This window comes from Microcystis sp. MC19, assembly GCF_003019735.1.
Classification (GTDB): domain Bacteria; phylum Cyanobacteriota; class Cyanobacteriia; order Cyanobacteriales; family Microcystaceae; genus Microcystis.
In genome coordinates, this window is record NZ_CP020664.1 from 1,732,101 (window position 1) to 1,747,656 (window position 15,556).

The 15,556-nt window shown below is 42.9% G+C and carries 13 protein-coding genes and 1 pseudogene; 12 read left to right on the top strand and 2 right to left on the bottom strand.

Annotated features, from left to right (window positions below; translation table 11 throughout):
- The first annotated feature begins 30 nt into the window (after positions 1-30).
- The 6 genes from B5D77_RS08865 (at position 31) to B5D77_RS08885 (ending at position 6,971) form a co-directional block, all read left to right on the top strand.
- A complete protein-coding gene (locus B5D77_RS08865; protein WP_253852093.1) occupies positions 31-270 on the top strand; it encodes a hypothetical protein in 240 nt (79 codons plus the stop codon).
- A 315-nt stretch (positions 271-585) separates the two neighbouring features.
- On the top strand, positions 586-834 hold the full coding sequence (locus B5D77_RS27120; protein ID WP_254053062.1) for a DUF2272 domain-containing protein: 249 nt from the start codon (positions 586-588) through the stop codon (positions 832-834).
- A 14-nt stretch (positions 835-848) separates the two neighbouring features.
- Positions 849-1,043 (top strand): DUF2272 domain-containing protein, encoded by a 195-nt coding sequence (locus tag B5D77_RS27125; RefSeq protein ID WP_301337827.1) that lies wholly within the window; start codon positions 849-851, stop codon positions 1,041-1,043.
- A gap of 226 nt (positions 1,044-1,269) precedes the next feature.
- Entirely contained in the window at positions 1,270-1,461 is a 192-nt protein-coding gene (locus tag B5D77_RS27130) for a hypothetical protein (protein WP_223210022.1), read from the top strand.
- A 250-nt stretch (positions 1,462-1,711) separates the two neighbouring features.
- Positions 1,712-6,403: an ExeM/NucH family extracellular endonuclease gene (locus B5D77_RS08880; RefSeq protein WP_106908668.1), complete on the top strand. Its 4,692-nt coding sequence runs from the start codon at positions 1,712-1,714 to the stop codon at positions 6,401-6,403.
- Between the two features lie 55 nt (positions 6,404-6,458).
- Positions 6,459-6,971 carry a PEP-CTERM sorting domain-containing protein gene (locus B5D77_RS08885; protein WP_106908669.1) on the top strand — a complete coding sequence of 171 codons (513 nt, stop codon included), beginning with the start codon at positions 6,459-6,461 and terminating at the stop codon, positions 6,969-6,971.
- 184 nt (positions 6,972-7,155) lie between these two features.
- On the opposite strand, the gene B5D77_RS27135 is transcribed toward B5D77_RS08885, so the two are convergent.
- Positions 7,156-7,722, bottom strand: coding sequence for a hypothetical protein (locus B5D77_RS27135; protein ID WP_254053063.1), 567 nt, complete (start codon positions 7,720-7,722; stop codon positions 7,156-7,158).
- 106 nt (positions 7,723-7,828) lie between these two features.
- On the bottom strand, positions 7,829-8,722 hold the full coding sequence (locus tag B5D77_RS27140; RefSeq protein WP_253852096.1) for a hypothetical protein: 894 nt from the start codon (positions 8,720-8,722) through the stop codon (positions 7,829-7,831).
- 362 nt (positions 8,723-9,084) lie between these two features.
- On the opposite strand from B5D77_RS27140, the gene rfbF reads away from it, so the two are divergent.
- The 6 genes and pseudogenes from rfbF to B5D77_RS08925 all read left to right on the top strand — a co-directional run bounded on the left by rfbF (position 9,085) and on the right by B5D77_RS08925 (position 15,555).
- Positions 9,085-9,915 carry a glucose-1-phosphate cytidylyltransferase gene (rfbF, locus tag B5D77_RS08900; protein ID WP_106908670.1) on the top strand — a complete coding sequence of 277 codons (831 nt, stop codon included), beginning with the start codon at positions 9,085-9,087 and terminating at the stop codon, positions 9,913-9,915.
- A pseudogene (locus B5D77_RS08905) lies at positions 9,900-10,178 on the top strand (GDP-mannose 4,6-dehydratase); the annotation flags it as partial. The gene rfbF and the pseudogene B5D77_RS08905, both read left to right, overlap by 16 nt.
- Before the next feature lie 105 nt (positions 10,179-10,283).
- Positions 10,284-11,576 carry a hypothetical protein gene (locus B5D77_RS08910; protein WP_106908671.1) on the top strand — a complete coding sequence of 431 codons (1,293 nt, stop codon included), beginning with the start codon at positions 10,284-10,286 and terminating at the stop codon, positions 11,574-11,576.
- A 326-nt stretch (positions 11,577-11,902) separates the two neighbouring features.
- A complete protein-coding gene (gene rfbG, locus B5D77_RS08915; protein ID WP_106908672.1) occupies positions 11,903-13,021 on the top strand; it encodes a CDP-glucose 4,6-dehydratase in 1,119 nt (372 codons plus the stop codon).
- 74 nt (positions 13,022-13,095) lie between these two features.
- Positions 13,096-14,436: a lipopolysaccharide biosynthesis protein RfbH gene (gene rfbH, locus B5D77_RS08920; RefSeq protein WP_106908673.1), complete on the top strand. Its 1,341-nt coding sequence runs from the start codon at positions 13,096-13,098 to the stop codon at positions 14,434-14,436.
- 183 nt (positions 14,437-14,619) lie between these two features.
- Positions 14,620-15,555 (top strand): NAD(P)-dependent oxidoreductase, encoded by a 936-nt coding sequence (locus tag B5D77_RS08925; protein WP_106908674.1) that lies wholly within the window; start codon positions 14,620-14,622, stop codon positions 15,553-15,555.
- The last annotated feature ends 1 nt before the right edge of the window (position 15,556 follow it).

The following is a 15,556-nucleotide window of genomic DNA, read 5'->3' on the forward strand; positions in this document are numbered from 1 at the left end:
TATCTCTCAAATAAGGGAAAGGAGGGAGTTATGAAACTTTTCAATACTCTAATTGCTGGTGGATTATTAACTATTAGCTTTTTAGTCATTACTGGGGCAACAAAAGCTCATATCTTTCAAGAAAAAGTGGCTGAAAACGCTGTTAAAGAATGGCGAAATTTTCATAATCCACCCATTGTTGTCAGAGCTAAAGCAGATACTGAAATACGCAGAGATACAGGAACAGCTGAAAGGGAGCATCCCACTTTTGCAATAAGAAATTGTACTTAGATGCGAAATGCTTAGATGGCAAGCCTTTTCGGGAGTTCATAGATTTTTAACGGTTCTCTAAATTGTGTGATTCAAACCAGAATCGTTACTACAAAAGCCTTCTCCCCCTTCCGAGCATTTATACTCATTACATAATTGGGATGCTCCCCAGCTGAAAGACCTCTAGAATATGCTCAATGTAACATAGTTAATCGTTACTGGCGCAGTGTAAAAACACCCCCTAGAGGTGACTTTTGTAGATTACCCAGAATAGCAGATAAAAATCAAGGAGGCTGGGATAATTATCCTTGGTCAGCCGCTTTTATTTCTTTTATTATGAAACAATCACGGGCAGGTGATCAGTTTAAATATAGTGTCCGTCACGCTACTTACATCGTTGATGCCGTCAAAAATCGGGACAATCCTAATGCTTCTTTTCGAGGCTATCCCATTGATTGGATTCGTCCATCTGTTGGCGATCTAATCTGTGCGCCGCGAGGAGAAAATGCGGGTTTAACCTATTGGAAGATTATTGATCAAGGAGATTTTGAATCTCATTGTGATGAGGAGAAAATGCGGGTTTAACCTATTGGAAGATTATTGATCAAGGAGATTTTGAATCTCATTGTGATATTGTGGTTGCCAAAAATAACAATCAATTAGAAGTCATCGGTGGGAATGTAGGAGATAGTGTGGCAAAAACGATTGTTTCTCTAGACGATCAGGGACACATCAAAGTCACCAAACCTGATTTCAGACCTTGGTTTGTGGTTATTAAAAATAATCTCAGATAATGTGCAACTCTTGAAGTGATGGCAAAGTTGAAATCTTTAAGGAGGAAAGGCGATACATGGGAAAATCCTGCGCTTTTCCTCCCCTATAGAATTTAAGCGTATTGTCGCTGGACAAGAATATCATTTTCAAGCAACAGGTCAATGGACAGACTGGACAATTACCTCTAATGCTGATGGTTATGAAAGTCCTAATTTCTTGCTGAAACTATGTGAAGGACTACGACGAATGCCTAATTCAGCTTGGTTTTCACTGATTGGTTCAATTGATAAAGATCAAGATAGTTTCTTCCTCATCGGCACAAATAAACAGTTTATAGCCCCAAAAACAGGACGGCTTTACTGCTTTGCTAACGATGTGATCATCGCCTATGGCAATAATCGAGATAGCATCCAACTCACTGTAACTTCCTTAACTTGACAAAGGGAACAGTCAAACTAGAGGCCCTATGAGGTGAAAGTCTCATGTACGGTTCGGAATGGCAGGGGATGGGGACGACGACCTTCTCGACCCCTACTCAGTTTAAAGGCAATACAGTTGACAATGCACCCCATTCGATAAATCACCGATAAATATTGCTTAATTGAACTAACACTGTCCCTTAACTACAGGTTTACCCCAGATTAATTTCTGGACTCTAAGGTAGTAAAGGCATCTTGATCACTACAGTATGAGTAACGCTACCTTTACAGAAAATTTTAATGCTTTTACTGGTTCGGGATTCGCCCCGATTCCGAGTCTAGGTCAGCTAGATTCCGACCTTTGGATTATTTCCGGTCTTTCCGATGGCAGCATGACCCATGGGGACACCCGTACTTCTTCAGGAGATTTTGCCAGAGGACAGACATCTAACCCTGTCACCACTGGGGGAGTTTATGCTTTCAGCATCGCTTCGGGAAATAATGCTTTTGGGGTACAACCCACAGGAGATGATTTTACCCCCGGCGCTATCACCCTACGCTTACAGAATGTCACTAATAGCTTAGTGGATTCGATTACTCTTTCCTATATCATCCGCTTTCGCAACGACCAAAATCGGGCTAATTCTCTGAATTTTTCCTATTCTGGGGACGGAAATACTTTTACTGCTGTTAGCAGTTTAGACTTTATCACCCCGGATAAGCTGGACAGTTCCGGTTGGCAGTCGGTAACTCGTTCTATTACCCTTTCTGGATTAAGTATCGCCGCTAATAGTAATTTTTTCCTGCGTTGGACAGGAGATGATGTTAGTGGTAGCGGTAGTCGCGATGAATACGCAATTGATGATATTGCCGTGACTGGTTTAGCTGCCCCCAGTACATATATTCTACCCACTCCTACCCTCGTAAAAATCCATGAAATTCAAGGCACGGGTTTAGTCAGTCCAATTTTAAATCAATTGGTGACTGTAGAGGCGATCGTGGTGGGAGATTTCCAGGGTAATACGGGATTAAGTGGTTTTTATCTTCAGGAGGAAGATAGCGATAGCGATAGTAATCCTCTGACTTCCGAAGGTTTATTTATTTTTGAAGGCAATATCCCGATTATTAACCTTACTATCGGCGATAAAGTTAGAATTACAGGAACAGTTAGTGAATTTGGTAACGCGGGGGTATCCTTAACCCAACTGAGCAGCATCACAGAAGCGTTAATTATTTCTAATAATAATCCCTTACCCACGGCCGCCACTATTAGCAATCTCTCGAACGCGAATGCTCAACCGCAAGTTTTAGAAGCTTTTGAGGGAATGCGGACAACTTTCGCCGAAACTCTCTCTTTAACCGAATATTTCCAACTTGGTCGTTTTGGTAGTGTGGTTTTATCCTCCGGGGGACGTTTACAGCAACCCACTAACGTTACCAATCCGGGGACAGATGCCAATACTTTACAAGCGAGTAATAATCTGCGACGAATTACCCTAGATGATGGTAGTAATCTCACTTTTCCGACGACTCTATTCGGACGTGGTGGCAATCCCCTCAGTACCAGTAATATTTTACGGGCCGGGGACACAGTAACGGGATTAACCGGAGTTTTAGACCAACGTTTTGGAGTCTATCGCATCCAGAATAACCAAGGTGTGGACTTCCAAGCGGTCAATAATCGCTCAGAAACGCCCACTAATGTGGGTGGTCGCCTAAAAATTGCCAGTTATAACGTCCTTAATTACTTTACCACCATCGCCAATGGCACTAATAATGCCCGGGGTGCCAATAGTATCAACGAATTCCAGCGTCAAGAGGAGAAATTAGTCACGGCACTTATCGGTCTTGATGCCGATGTTTTCGGGTTGATAGAATTGGAAAATAACGGCGATGGGGCGATATCTAAGCTTGTTAACGCTTTAAATGCCGTTGCAGGTGCAGGAACCTACGCTTTTATCCCCACAGGTACAATTGGCACTGATGCGATTAAGGTGGGAATCATCTACAAACCCGCTAAAGTTACCCCTGTAGGTGATTTTAAGATCTTAGACAGTAGCGTTGATGCTCGTTTCGATGATACTCGCAATCGTCCCGCCCTAGCACAAGCCTTCCAAGAAGTCAATACCGGTGCCAAATTTAATTTAGTCGTCAATCACCTAAAATCAAAAGGTCAATCGGGTTTAACTAATACAAGTGATCCTAACTTCGATCGAGGGGATGGTCAAGGTTTCTGGAATGCCAGTCGCACCAATGCGGCCTTAGCCTTAAGGGATTGGATAGCCACGGATCCCACTAATAGCGGTGATAGGGATTATTTAATTATCGGGGATCTCAATGCCTACGCCCAAGAAGACCCAATTCGAGCGCTCGAATCCGCCGGATATACAAATTTAGTGGGTCAATTTGGGGGTATTAACGCTTATTCCTACGTTTTTGACGGTCAAGCTGGTTATCTTGACCATGCTCTCGCTAATGCTAGTTTAGCCTCCCAGGTAACGGGAGTGACAGAATGGCACATTAACGCCGATGAACCTAGTGTTTTCGACTACGATGACAATATCGTTGACCCCGGGGAAAATCCCTCCAATCCTCCCTTAAACCCCTCTGCACTCTACCAAGTTAACCCCTATCGTACCAGCGATCATGATCCCGTTTTAATTGGTTTAAATTTAACCACCCCTCAACCCTTTAAACTGCAATTATTCCATTTTTCCGACAACGAAGGCGGAATTTCAGCCCTTGATGATGCCCCGCGCATGAGTGCGGTGTTAAATGCCCTCAAACAGCAGGACATCGATAACGATGGTGTAGCAGGTTTTGCCAATACCCTCACCCTTGCGTCTGGAGATGCCTACATTCCGGGGCTATTTTTCGGGGCCAGCGAACAGGTATTCGGGGCAGTTGGCCGCGGCGATATCCAGATTCTCAACAATTTGGGAGTACAAGCGAACGCTTTTGGCAATCATGAATTTGATCAAGGTACAGCAGTTGTCCGTAATCTAATTCTTGCCAATGGCAACTATCCGGGTACAAATTTCCCCTATCTCAGTTCTAATCTTAATTTTGCCCCCGATACCAACTTAGCCAGTTTAGTGACTGCCGATGGTCAGGAAGCGAGTACCATTGCTAATAAAATCGCTAAGAGTACGGTGATTACTCTGCCCGATGGCGAGAAAATTGGCATTGTTGGGGCAACTACCCCGATTTTACGCTCAATTTCCAGTCCGGGTAACGTGGGAGTTTCTCCTGCTAATCCAAATGACCTTGATGCTTTAGCGGCCATTATTCAAGCTTCCGTCGATGCACTTTTGGCTGCTAATCCGGGGATGAATAAGGTCGTTTTGTTAGCCCATATGCAACAATTATCGATCGAACAGACCCTAGCGGAACGTTTACGCAATGTCGATATTATTGTCGCTGGTGGTTCCCATACTCGTTTAACCGACGAAAATGACCGTTTACGCGCCGGAGACACCTTCCAGGGCGTTTACCCCATTGTCAAAACTAACCCGGAGGGAAAACCGGTAGCGGTAGTTAATACCGATGCCAATTATAAGTACGTCGGGCGCTTAGTTCTCGATTTTGATAGCAGTGGTCATATCATTCCCGAAAGCTACAATCCCAATATTAGCGGTGCTTACGCCACCGATGCCCAAGGGGTGACGGAAGTGGGGGGAACAGGATTAGAAGACCCCGAAATTCGGGGGATTACCAATTCCCTCAGAGGGGTTATTAACGCTCAAGAAGGCAATTTCTTCGGTTTTACGCGAGTTTTCCTCAACGGTCAACGGTCGGGGACAGGATTAGATGGAGTTCGCCAACAGGAAACCAACCTCGGCAATATTACCGCCGATGCTAACCTAGCTGAGGCCAAAAAAACCGATGCTAACGTGGTTATTTCCCTGAAAAATGGCGGTGGTATTCGCAATAGCATTGGCAGTATCATCGTTCCCACCGGTACGGAAGCAGTACGGGTAGCACCAGAAGAAGTACCTGGAGTGAAACCGGCCGGGGGAATTTCAGAAGTAGCGATTAAAAATGCCCTCAGTTTTAATAATTCCCTTAGTCTCACCACTGTCACCGCTAGTGAATTAAAGGGGATTTTGGAGTACGGTCTGGCAGCTAGTACAAACGACCCTGCTAATTCCCAAGGCCGTTTCCCGCAAGTGGGAGGAATGGCCTTCAGTTTCGACCTTGATGACCCCGCTGGCAGTCGGATAAAATCTTTGGTAATCAAGGATGAAAACGGCACAGTTATCGATGTGGTGGTGCAAAATGGCGCAATTGTCGGTGATGCTAATCGTAGCTTCCGCATGGTGACGCTTTCTTTTCTTCTTGGTGGCGGTGATGGTTATACCATTCCCCAGCGCAATCGCGTCAATTTGCTAGGCAGTACACCCAACTTCACTGGTAACGCAACTTTTGCCCCCGATGGTACGGAACAGGACGCTTTTGCGGAGTATTTACGGGCGAATTTCTTCAATCAACCCTTTTTAGGGGAAGATGTGAGCAGAGAATTTGATACCCGTCTGCAAAACCTCAATTTCCGCAGTGATGAAGTTTTGCGTTCCACTCGTTCGGGTACGGCCGGCATTGATAATCTAGTGGGTACTACCGGTGATGATGTCTTAGTCGGGTTTCAAGGTCGCGACACCCTAACTGGTTTAGGTGGTAATGATTTGTTTGTTTATGTCAGTTTGAGCGATCGCAGTGATACTATTACTGATTTTACCGTCGGCAGCGACAAAATTGTTCTCACGCAACTGCTTAATAGTTTGAATTACACCGGCAGTAATCCCATTGCTGATGGTTATATCACTTTTACTGCTCGTGGTAGTAGTACGGTTCTCAATATCGATACTGATGGTTTTGGAACTGCCGCAAGTCCTTTATCCCTAGCGTTAATTAATAACGTTGCGGTGGCGGCCTTGAATAACCTTGCCAATTTCCTGTTCTAGTTTTTTTGGGTGGGCTATCAATGCCCACCAAAGTTTTTTTTAAGGAGTAATTGCCATGAATAAAGTTGCTGTAATCACAGGTTTAGCCCTAGCATATTTTGGTTCCAATGTCAATAGTTTACAAGCGGCAAATATTACCTACAATTTTCAAGGTGTTATAACTTCTGGAAGTCTGAATGGGAGTTATTCTGGTTCGGCCAGTTTCGATGATGGGGCGATTACAGGCGTAGATTTTGAATCTATCCCCTTGACCAATATTAGTTTTAATCTCCTCGACCATAGCTTTAATCTCGCTTCGGCCGATGCCAACCCTGTGGCTAATTATTTCGATGGGACTTTTATTGGCATCGATTATAGTGTCACCTCTACTAATGCCTTCTTTCCTATCGCTAATTTTGCCCTGACTAGCGGATTTTTTGAACTAAGTGAAGCGGCTTTTACCTATAGTCCTCGCTTGGGTATTGCAGGACAAGGTAGCCTAACTTTTAGCAAAGTTCCTGAACCTTCTATCGTTATCGGTTTAATTACCTTAGGAGGAATAGGTCTTGTCTTTCGCAAAAGTCCCTAACTAGGGTCTGCTGAAAAAGTTTGTTGGTGGGGGCAGGGCGTGGGGTGTGGGGTGTACGGAAAGAAACCTCTTTCATCTGTGGGGGTGAAAATTTTTTCATCGGGACCGACGACCGACGACCGACTCCCACGGTTAACTTTACTTTTGTCCGACCACTTATAGACATGAAACTATCAGACTATTGCTACTCGATTTTATAGAGATAGGCTTCCGGGGTTTCAAGAAGGGAAGTCATCGGGCGATCGAGAGGGGGAGTTTTGACGAGGGTAAAAATTGGAAATAAATCGTTCATTTGGATAGCCATTTTAAATTTCGGCTGTATGTAATAACTACCCGATGGGCAAGCATTGGTGATCTTTAGCTCTCTTTTGGTCATAAAGGTATCGATATAATCGTACTGACCACGCTCTTTTCTTCTGCGTTTCTTGGCTGGATCGCAAAGGGTTGAACCGACCGGAATCTGATTGATAATTGCCACTGTATCGGCCACGGATAGGAGCCTTTCGGAACCGTATTTACTGGCAAGATAACGTTGATTGAAATAGAGATTAGTTGCGATAGAATAGCCGATGATAATTGCTAGAAATAGAGCGAGGATCCTGTGGAAAGTCTTAGTAAAGTTTAGATAGGCCAGACTAGCGATCGCCAAGAGGATAGGAGCAAACCAGAGCCGGATTTTACGATGGGAATAAAAATGCTCATCAGGATAATTGGAGGAAGCGTAGAGAAAAATTACCCAAGTAATCGCCAAAAAGCCAATCAGCGTTTTATTGCCTCGATATTTTTTGATGACTATGTATAGAGAAACGCCGAAAAAATAACCGAAACTACGACATTGAAAATCGATATTTTGTCATTCAAAAAAATACTTGATTGCCCAGATAAACCGTTTCCCAAATCGCTTTAAATAGACGAGTGAACAGATTGCTCGATGGTTCACCGCTCGCCCCCTTCGCCGTGATTGCTCTCACGATTCCCCTCGTATTAGCGAAATTCCGAACGATCTCACTGTGCCAATACATAAATAAGGCGAGATTTGCCGAGAGAATCGATAGAAAAGGCAAAAGACATTTACGAGTATTCTTGCGATTGCGATAAACAAACCATAGACAGGCAATAACACAAGTCACTGGGATAATTAACATCGTGGTGGTGTGTAAACTCACCAATATAGCGACGGTAATCCCGAAGAATATCCAAGCTATAGTCTGATAGAGCAGCGGCTTACTCGTTTCCATCTGGAATCGATAGAGTAAAGCAAAAACGAGCAGGAAAAAGGGTATTGGGCTAGGGGCCCAGGAAAAATTATTAATAAAATAGTCCGCATAAATCGTGCTATACCGAAATCCTGCCAAACTGGACAGGAGAAGACGTTTATCTTGTTCTACATTTTCTAAAAGTTGATAAACAAAGTAGATTAAGAGCGGAATCGATAGAAAAGAAAATAGACCATTAGTAAGGACTTGAAATTCGGGAGCGGTACCGAAAATTGTCAGGGGAAACCCTAAATAAATATAGAGGGGGGGAATTGCGAATCCATATCTTCCCCCCCCTGCGAGTCCCAATTGAGGAAAGTTTCCCTTCCACATATCCATCCAAAAGTAACCACCGCTAATCTGATCGGGATCGGGTCCGATATCGAAGGTAACATATTCAAAAATACTGACAATCCTGGTGAAAAAGGCAAAGGCGATCGCTAGAATCCCTAAAATCAGTGCTGTTACTCGGACTTTATTGATTGATTTCCCCATAAGTGTCGGTATTTTTATCCTAAAATTGTCTAGTAGCTTTGCGACCGTATCCCCGAATATTTATCTTGGCATGGTAGCGCAAATTTCTAGTCCTACTCGGTCAGAATTATAGCGTTGCCGATCAAGATGAAGTATAACCTGATTTAGCATCGCCTACCGAAGAGGGACTCCCGAAAACGAAAACTTCGTACCTCACCATGAGGACAACTGCCATAAGATTTAAGGGACTGTTTAGCAATAAACTGGGTACACTCGCTTAACAAAATTTTTTTTAGACAGAATATTGGACAAGATCGGGAACCCCGTGTTAAACTGCCTCGATAAGATGATCTCACTCTCAAAGCCTTTCACTATATAATCCAATGGTAATACAATCGATCAGTTTAACAGTTAAGGACTATAAGTCTAACATTCCCGTGGCCATCTTGTGTGGTGGCAAAGGAACCCGACTGCGGGAAGAAACCGAATTTCGACCTAAGCCGATGATTGCCATCGGAAATCGACCGATTATTTGGCATATCATGAAAACTTATGCCCAATATGGGTTAACTGACTTTATGCTCTGTCTAGGGTACAAAGGGGAAATAATCCGGGACTATTTCTTTAACTATGATTGGAATCAAAGTGATGTACTCTTAGAGTTAGGCAATAAAAAAGTGACCAAACTCGATAGTGGACACCAGGAGGAAGACTGGCGTATTTGGTTAATTGATACGGGACCCGAAACCATGACGGGAGGCCGTCTTAAACGTCTCACCCCTTACATAGAGAGAAGTGGAAGCGAGATCTTTTTGGCCACCTATGGGGACGGGGTTTGTGATGTGAATATTGCGGATCTGTTGGATTTCCATTACTCCCATGGGAAATTAGCCACGATGACGGCGGTTCGTCCTTCTTCTCGCTTTGGCGAGTTAATCATTGAGGGTAATTTAGTCACTCAATTCCAAGAAAAGCCCCAAACGGCTGAAGGATGGATTAATGGGGGTTATTTTGTCTTAAATCGCAAGGTTTTGGATTTAATTGAGGGAGATACGACGACTTTTGAAGCACAACCCCTAAGAACCCTGGCTGCTTTAGGAGAACTCGCCGTCTATAAGCATGAAGGGTTTTGGCAGTGTATGGATACTTACCGAGAAATGGAAATGCTCAATCACCTTTATGACACTGGACAAGCTAGATGGAAAATATGGTAAAGAAAGCATTTTGGCTGGGCAAAAAGGTCTTTATTACTGGTCATACTGGCTTTAAGGGGTCTTGGCTGGGGTTTTGGTTACTCCATCGAGGGGCAGCGGTAAAAGGCCTCAGTTTAGCTCCCAATACCACCCCCGCCTTATTTGAGCAATTAGACTTAGCTAAAATTTTGAGTCACCATCTAGGAGATATTCGAGAGGCTGAGTTAGTGACTCGTTTAATCGCTTCATGGCAGCCGGATGTAGTCTTTCATTTAGCGGCGCAATGAGCGTCTTATACCGAACTCAAGTCATTGACAGATAGTCAATCCTTTAATAGCAGGAGGTACAAAGTGGACATAGTAAATTCAATACATCTCCAGATTAGGAAAATGCTCAAACAGCAATCAAAAATTGATGGCAGATTTTTGGTAATTGCTGCAGTCTTAGGATATTTTGGGTTATTGTATGTAGCTAATTTTTTTGTTCCCTATCACAAGTTTTGGAGGAGACTTGGGGTTCCTGCGCTTAAAAACCCTTTTATGGATCTTGGACTCGTATTAGGTGGTTTTGATTGTGATCGATTGACAGGAGAAGTTTCCCTAACAAATAATTCTTGCTTCAATCAAATATCTTATCCTAGTAGTTGGTCTTTATTAACTTGGCTGGGGTTAGAGCAGCGTGATACTATATTTTGGGGAGTTTTCTTTGCTTTAATCTTTTATGGGATAACTTTAATTATCATTGGCCGATTAAATTATCAAGAAGCTGTAGTTTATGCCCTAATTTTATGCTCACCTCCGGTAATGCTTTTAGTGGAACGTGGCAACGTAGATATTGTTATCTATTCTTGGCTGGGTGTCGCACTAATGATAATTAAGAATAGCCGAGCATTAATTTTTAGGTTGTGTGCCTACTTATTAATATTTTTTTGGGGAGTTGTTAAACTATTTCCCATTTTTGGTCTGACGGTAATTATTAAAGAGAAAAGAAATCTATTTCTGTTCTTGTCGGCTATTTTTACCACTGCTTTTATTACTTATTTTCTCGCTAGTATAGGGGAGATGAAAACTATCTCACAAGCATTTGATGTTGAGCGTGTTTGGTTTCGTTTTGGCCATCAAGCCCTCTTTTTGAAAGTCAAACCTTTTCTATCAAATCTTTCTCTATTTACTGGCGGCGAAACTGATATTAAAAAGATGCTCAGATATATAATTTATATAATTGTGATTCTATTGACGCTGTTAATCTTGACCAGATTTTTACTGTCGAAATTTAAAATTTTTCGAGAATGGCTTAGTTCCGATTTTGTGTCAATGGATTCGGGCAAATCTTTGGATAAAAGCCAATATATTGATTATTTCCGTCTTGCAGCAGGCCTTTATTTAGGAAATTTTCTAGTTATTGGCCTTGTTATGGATTACAAATTAACTTTTCTAATCTTTGCCCTTCCTCAAATTTTGGATTGGATTAAGCAAGAAAATCAATTAAGCTTGTCTTCCAGTATAGCTTTAGTCGCTATGGTGACAACCTTTTACGCAAGTCCATTGTTACATCCTTGGGCAATTGATGAAATTATCAATTTGCTCTTATTTTTCAATCTATTATACATTTCACTTCTCTCTATGCCTGAATGGCTAAAAAGTTTAGTCCATAGGAGATTATCTGGCAAATTTTCCGTATAAAAGTTTAACCCCGGGCTAATATATAGCAAAATTAAATGAATTGTCAAATCCCCTTAAGCAATTGACATCCTCCGTCAAGTTCATGTATAGTAGCTCCCAAAGAGTTAGGGTGATGGGTTTAAGCCTTGACGAAAACTCTTTGGGAGCGATTACTTGCACAAAGCTGCTGCAATTAACTGAAAACCCAGTATAGCGAGTCTATTTGACTTGTGAACAATCGTAGCTCCCCTCTCCTTCTGGGATGAGCCTGATGGGTTTTGGCAGTGTATGGATACTTATCGAGAAATGGAAATGCTCAATCACCTTTATGACACTGGACAAGCTAGATGGAAAATATGGTAAAGAAAGCATTTTGGCGGGGCAAAAAGGTCTTTATCACGGGTCATACGGGCTTTAAGGGGTCTTGGCTGGCGTTTTGGTTACTCCATCTAGGAGCAGAGGTAAAAGGCCTCAGTTTAGCTCCCAATACCACCCCCGCCTTATTTGAGCAATTGGACTTAGCTCAAAACCTGAGTCATCATATAGGAGATATTCGAGAGCCTGAGTTAGTGACTCGTTTAATCGCTTCATGGCAGCCGGATGTAGTCTTGCATTTAGCGGCACAACCCTTAGTGCGGCTTTCTTATCTGGAGTCGGTGGAAACCTGGAACACAAATGTCATGGGGACTATTCACGTTTTAGAAGCCCTCAAAAGCCTGAATCATCCCTGTGCCGCCGTGTTTATTACTAGCGATAAGTGCTATGAGAATCGGGAATGGGTCTATGGTTATCGGGAAAATGACCCCCTAGGGGGTTACGATCCCTATAGTTCTAGTAAAGCGGGGGCGGAATTGGCGATCGCATCTTGGCGCAGTTCCTTCTTTAAAACTCCTCAAACCGCCATCGGCATTGCCAGCGCCAGGGCAGGAAATGTCATCGGTGGTGGAGACTGGTCCCTAGACCGGATTGTACCCGATGCAATGCGGGCCTTGATGAAGTCCGAAGCGATTCCGGTGCGGAACCCTCTAGCGACTCGCCCTTGGCAGCACGTTTTAGAGCCTTTAGGTGGCTATTTACGGTTAGCTGAGTCGATTTATGAGCAGTTGATGACGGCTAATTGGCAGCAAGACAGCCGGGGGTTATATGGGGCGTTTAATTTCGGTCCGTCTCTGACTTCTAATCGTCCGGTTAAAGAGTTAGTTGAGTCTATCCTACAACTTTGGCCGGGGACTTGGCTCGATCAAAGTGATCCGAATGCTGTTCATGAGGCTAAATTGCTTAATCTAGTCACAGATAAGGCTTTTCATACCCTAAAATGGCAACCCGTCTGGGATTTTCGGCAAACCCTCAAGGAAACCGTGACATGGTATTATCAAGCGGCCCAAATGGACTCTCAAGATAAGGCACAATTCCAGGAACTTACCCGCCAACAAATCGAATATTATCAAAGTTGTCTGAGCGATTAGCGAACTCAAGGCTGATAATAGTGCAAATTAAGTAATAATTAAGTACAAATTTCTCCCCTGAAAGGAAATTAACCATGACTCAATCTATTTCTCCCCTCAATACCAATACTGAAGCAGAACTGCGAGAGCAAGTCTTTCAAGCCGTACAAGAATACTATAAGCACAAATTTCAACCCCGGGCTTTTGTGGCGGGGCAGACCTATATTCCGGCATCGGGTAAAGTATTTGATGAGCAAGAATTAGTCAAATTAGTGGATTCTTCCCTAGATTTCTGGTTAACGACGGGCAGATATGCGGCAGAATTTGAGGAACGTTTTGCCCAGTGGATGGGGGTAAAACATTGTTTATTAGTCAATTCCGGCTCTTCGGCCAATTTAGTGGCCTTAAGTGCCTTAACTTCCCCTAAATTGGGGGAAAAACAACTTAAACCGGGGGATGAAGTGATTACCGTCGCCGCAGGTTTCCCGACTACAGTTAATCCCATCTTTCAAAATCAGCTAATTCCCGTCTTTTTAGACGTTAAATTACCCGGTTATGACCTTGATATTGATCAACTGGAATCGGCCTTGTCAGAGAAGACTAAAGCGATTATGATCGCTCATACCTTGGGAAATCCGTTTAATTTAGAAACGGTGATGGCTTTTGCCGAAAAACATGACCTCTGGGTAGTTGAGGATAACTGTGACGCGGTGGGAAGTCTCTATAAAGGGCAAAAAACTGGCACCTTTGGGCATTTAGCAACGGTTAGCTTTTATCCTGCTCATCACATGACTATGGGAGAAGGGGGTGCGGTTTTAACCAGCGATACCCGCTTGAAAAAGATTGTCGAGTCATTCCGTGACTGGGGGAGAGATTGTTGGTGTCCTCCGGGTGTAGATAATACCTGTAATAAGCGCTTTGGTTGGCAGTTAGGAGATTTACCCTTTGGTTATGACCATAAGTACACCTATTCTCATGTGGGTTATAACCTAAAGATGACGGATATGCAAGCAGCCGTCGGGGTAGCGCAACTGGATAAATTGCCAGGATTTATCAAAAAGCGCCGGGAAAATTTCGACTTTTTGCATCAAAAGTTACAGGAGCTTCAAGATGTTTTAATTCTGCCTGAAGCCAGCCCCGATTCTGAACCGAGTTGGTTCGGGTTTCCGATTTTTGTCAAGGAAAATGCTCCTTTTAGCCGCAATGATTTGGTTAAGCATTTGGAGGAAAAACGCATCGGCACAAGGCTATTATTTGGAGGAAATTTATTGCGACAGCCTCTTTATAAGGGGTTAAATTATCGAGTCGTTGGGGATTTAAGTAATGCCGATAAAATCATGAGTAGTGTTTTTTGGCTGGGCATTTATCCTGGATTAACGGAGGAGATGTTAACCTATGTAGTAACGACTATCCGAGAATTTTGTCATGGCCAATAAAATTACCGAACTTTTGGGACAAAATTTCAGGTTAAGGAAAATATGGCGGCTCTTCTCGTTTCTGTGTGGAAGGAAGAAGAATAGGGATAATTTTCCAGAAGTATAATGTTCAAAGTTTTGCTAGGCAAGACTTCTAGGAATGGTGCGCCCTGATTATTACAGAAAGTCGAGAAGACCCAAAATATGAAAGTATTGATTACCGGTGCAAGTGGTTTTGTTGGTTCCCATGTAGCAAGGCTTTTAATAGCCGAAGGGTGTGAGGTACACGCACTTGTGCGAGAAAACGGCGAACAATGGCGAATTCAAGATATTCTCCCATCACTACATTTATGGCAATCTGACTTAGTAGCATTTGAAACAGTGAATGCTTATTTACAGAAAATCAAGCCTGAATTGTGTATTCACTTAGCTTGGTATGTTGGGTCAGGAAAACAACTAAATTCTCGGGAAAACTTGAATTCATTCCAGGCAAGTCTCAATTTATTCTCTCAACTAGCTGAAGTAGGTTGTAAGCGGTTTGTGGGTATAGGGACTTGTTTTGAGTATGATTTCAATCTAGGATATTTTTCTGAATCAAGTCCGACAAAACCCATCACCTTATATGCAGCGAGCAAGGTGGCACTATTCACTATTTTACAACAACTAGCCCAGAGCGCCGAAGTAGAGTTAACATGGGTTCGTTTGTTTTATCAGTATGGTCCAATGGAGGATGAGCGACGGTTAATTCCGTCGGTTATTTGTTCACTGCTGCGGGATGAAGTGGTAAAAACAACTAAAGGTGAACAAGTTCTGGATTTCCTTCATGTTGAGGATATAGCATCGGCAATTTGGGCAGTTGCTAAGAGCAACGTTTCAGGTGTAGTTAATGTTGGTTCTGGTCAACCTGTAACCGTTGGACAAATAGCACTTGAACTTGGTAATTTATTAGGTAAACCTGATTTAATTCATCTGGGTGCTTTACCTTACCGTCCCAATGATCCCATGTTTATTTGTGCTAATAATGAGTTGCTTAGGAGAAAGACTGATTGGACACAAAAATATAATTTAACGACGGGATTAAAAAATACAATTGAATGGTATAAAGACCATTTAAACATAAATAAAATTGAGGAAATTTAAG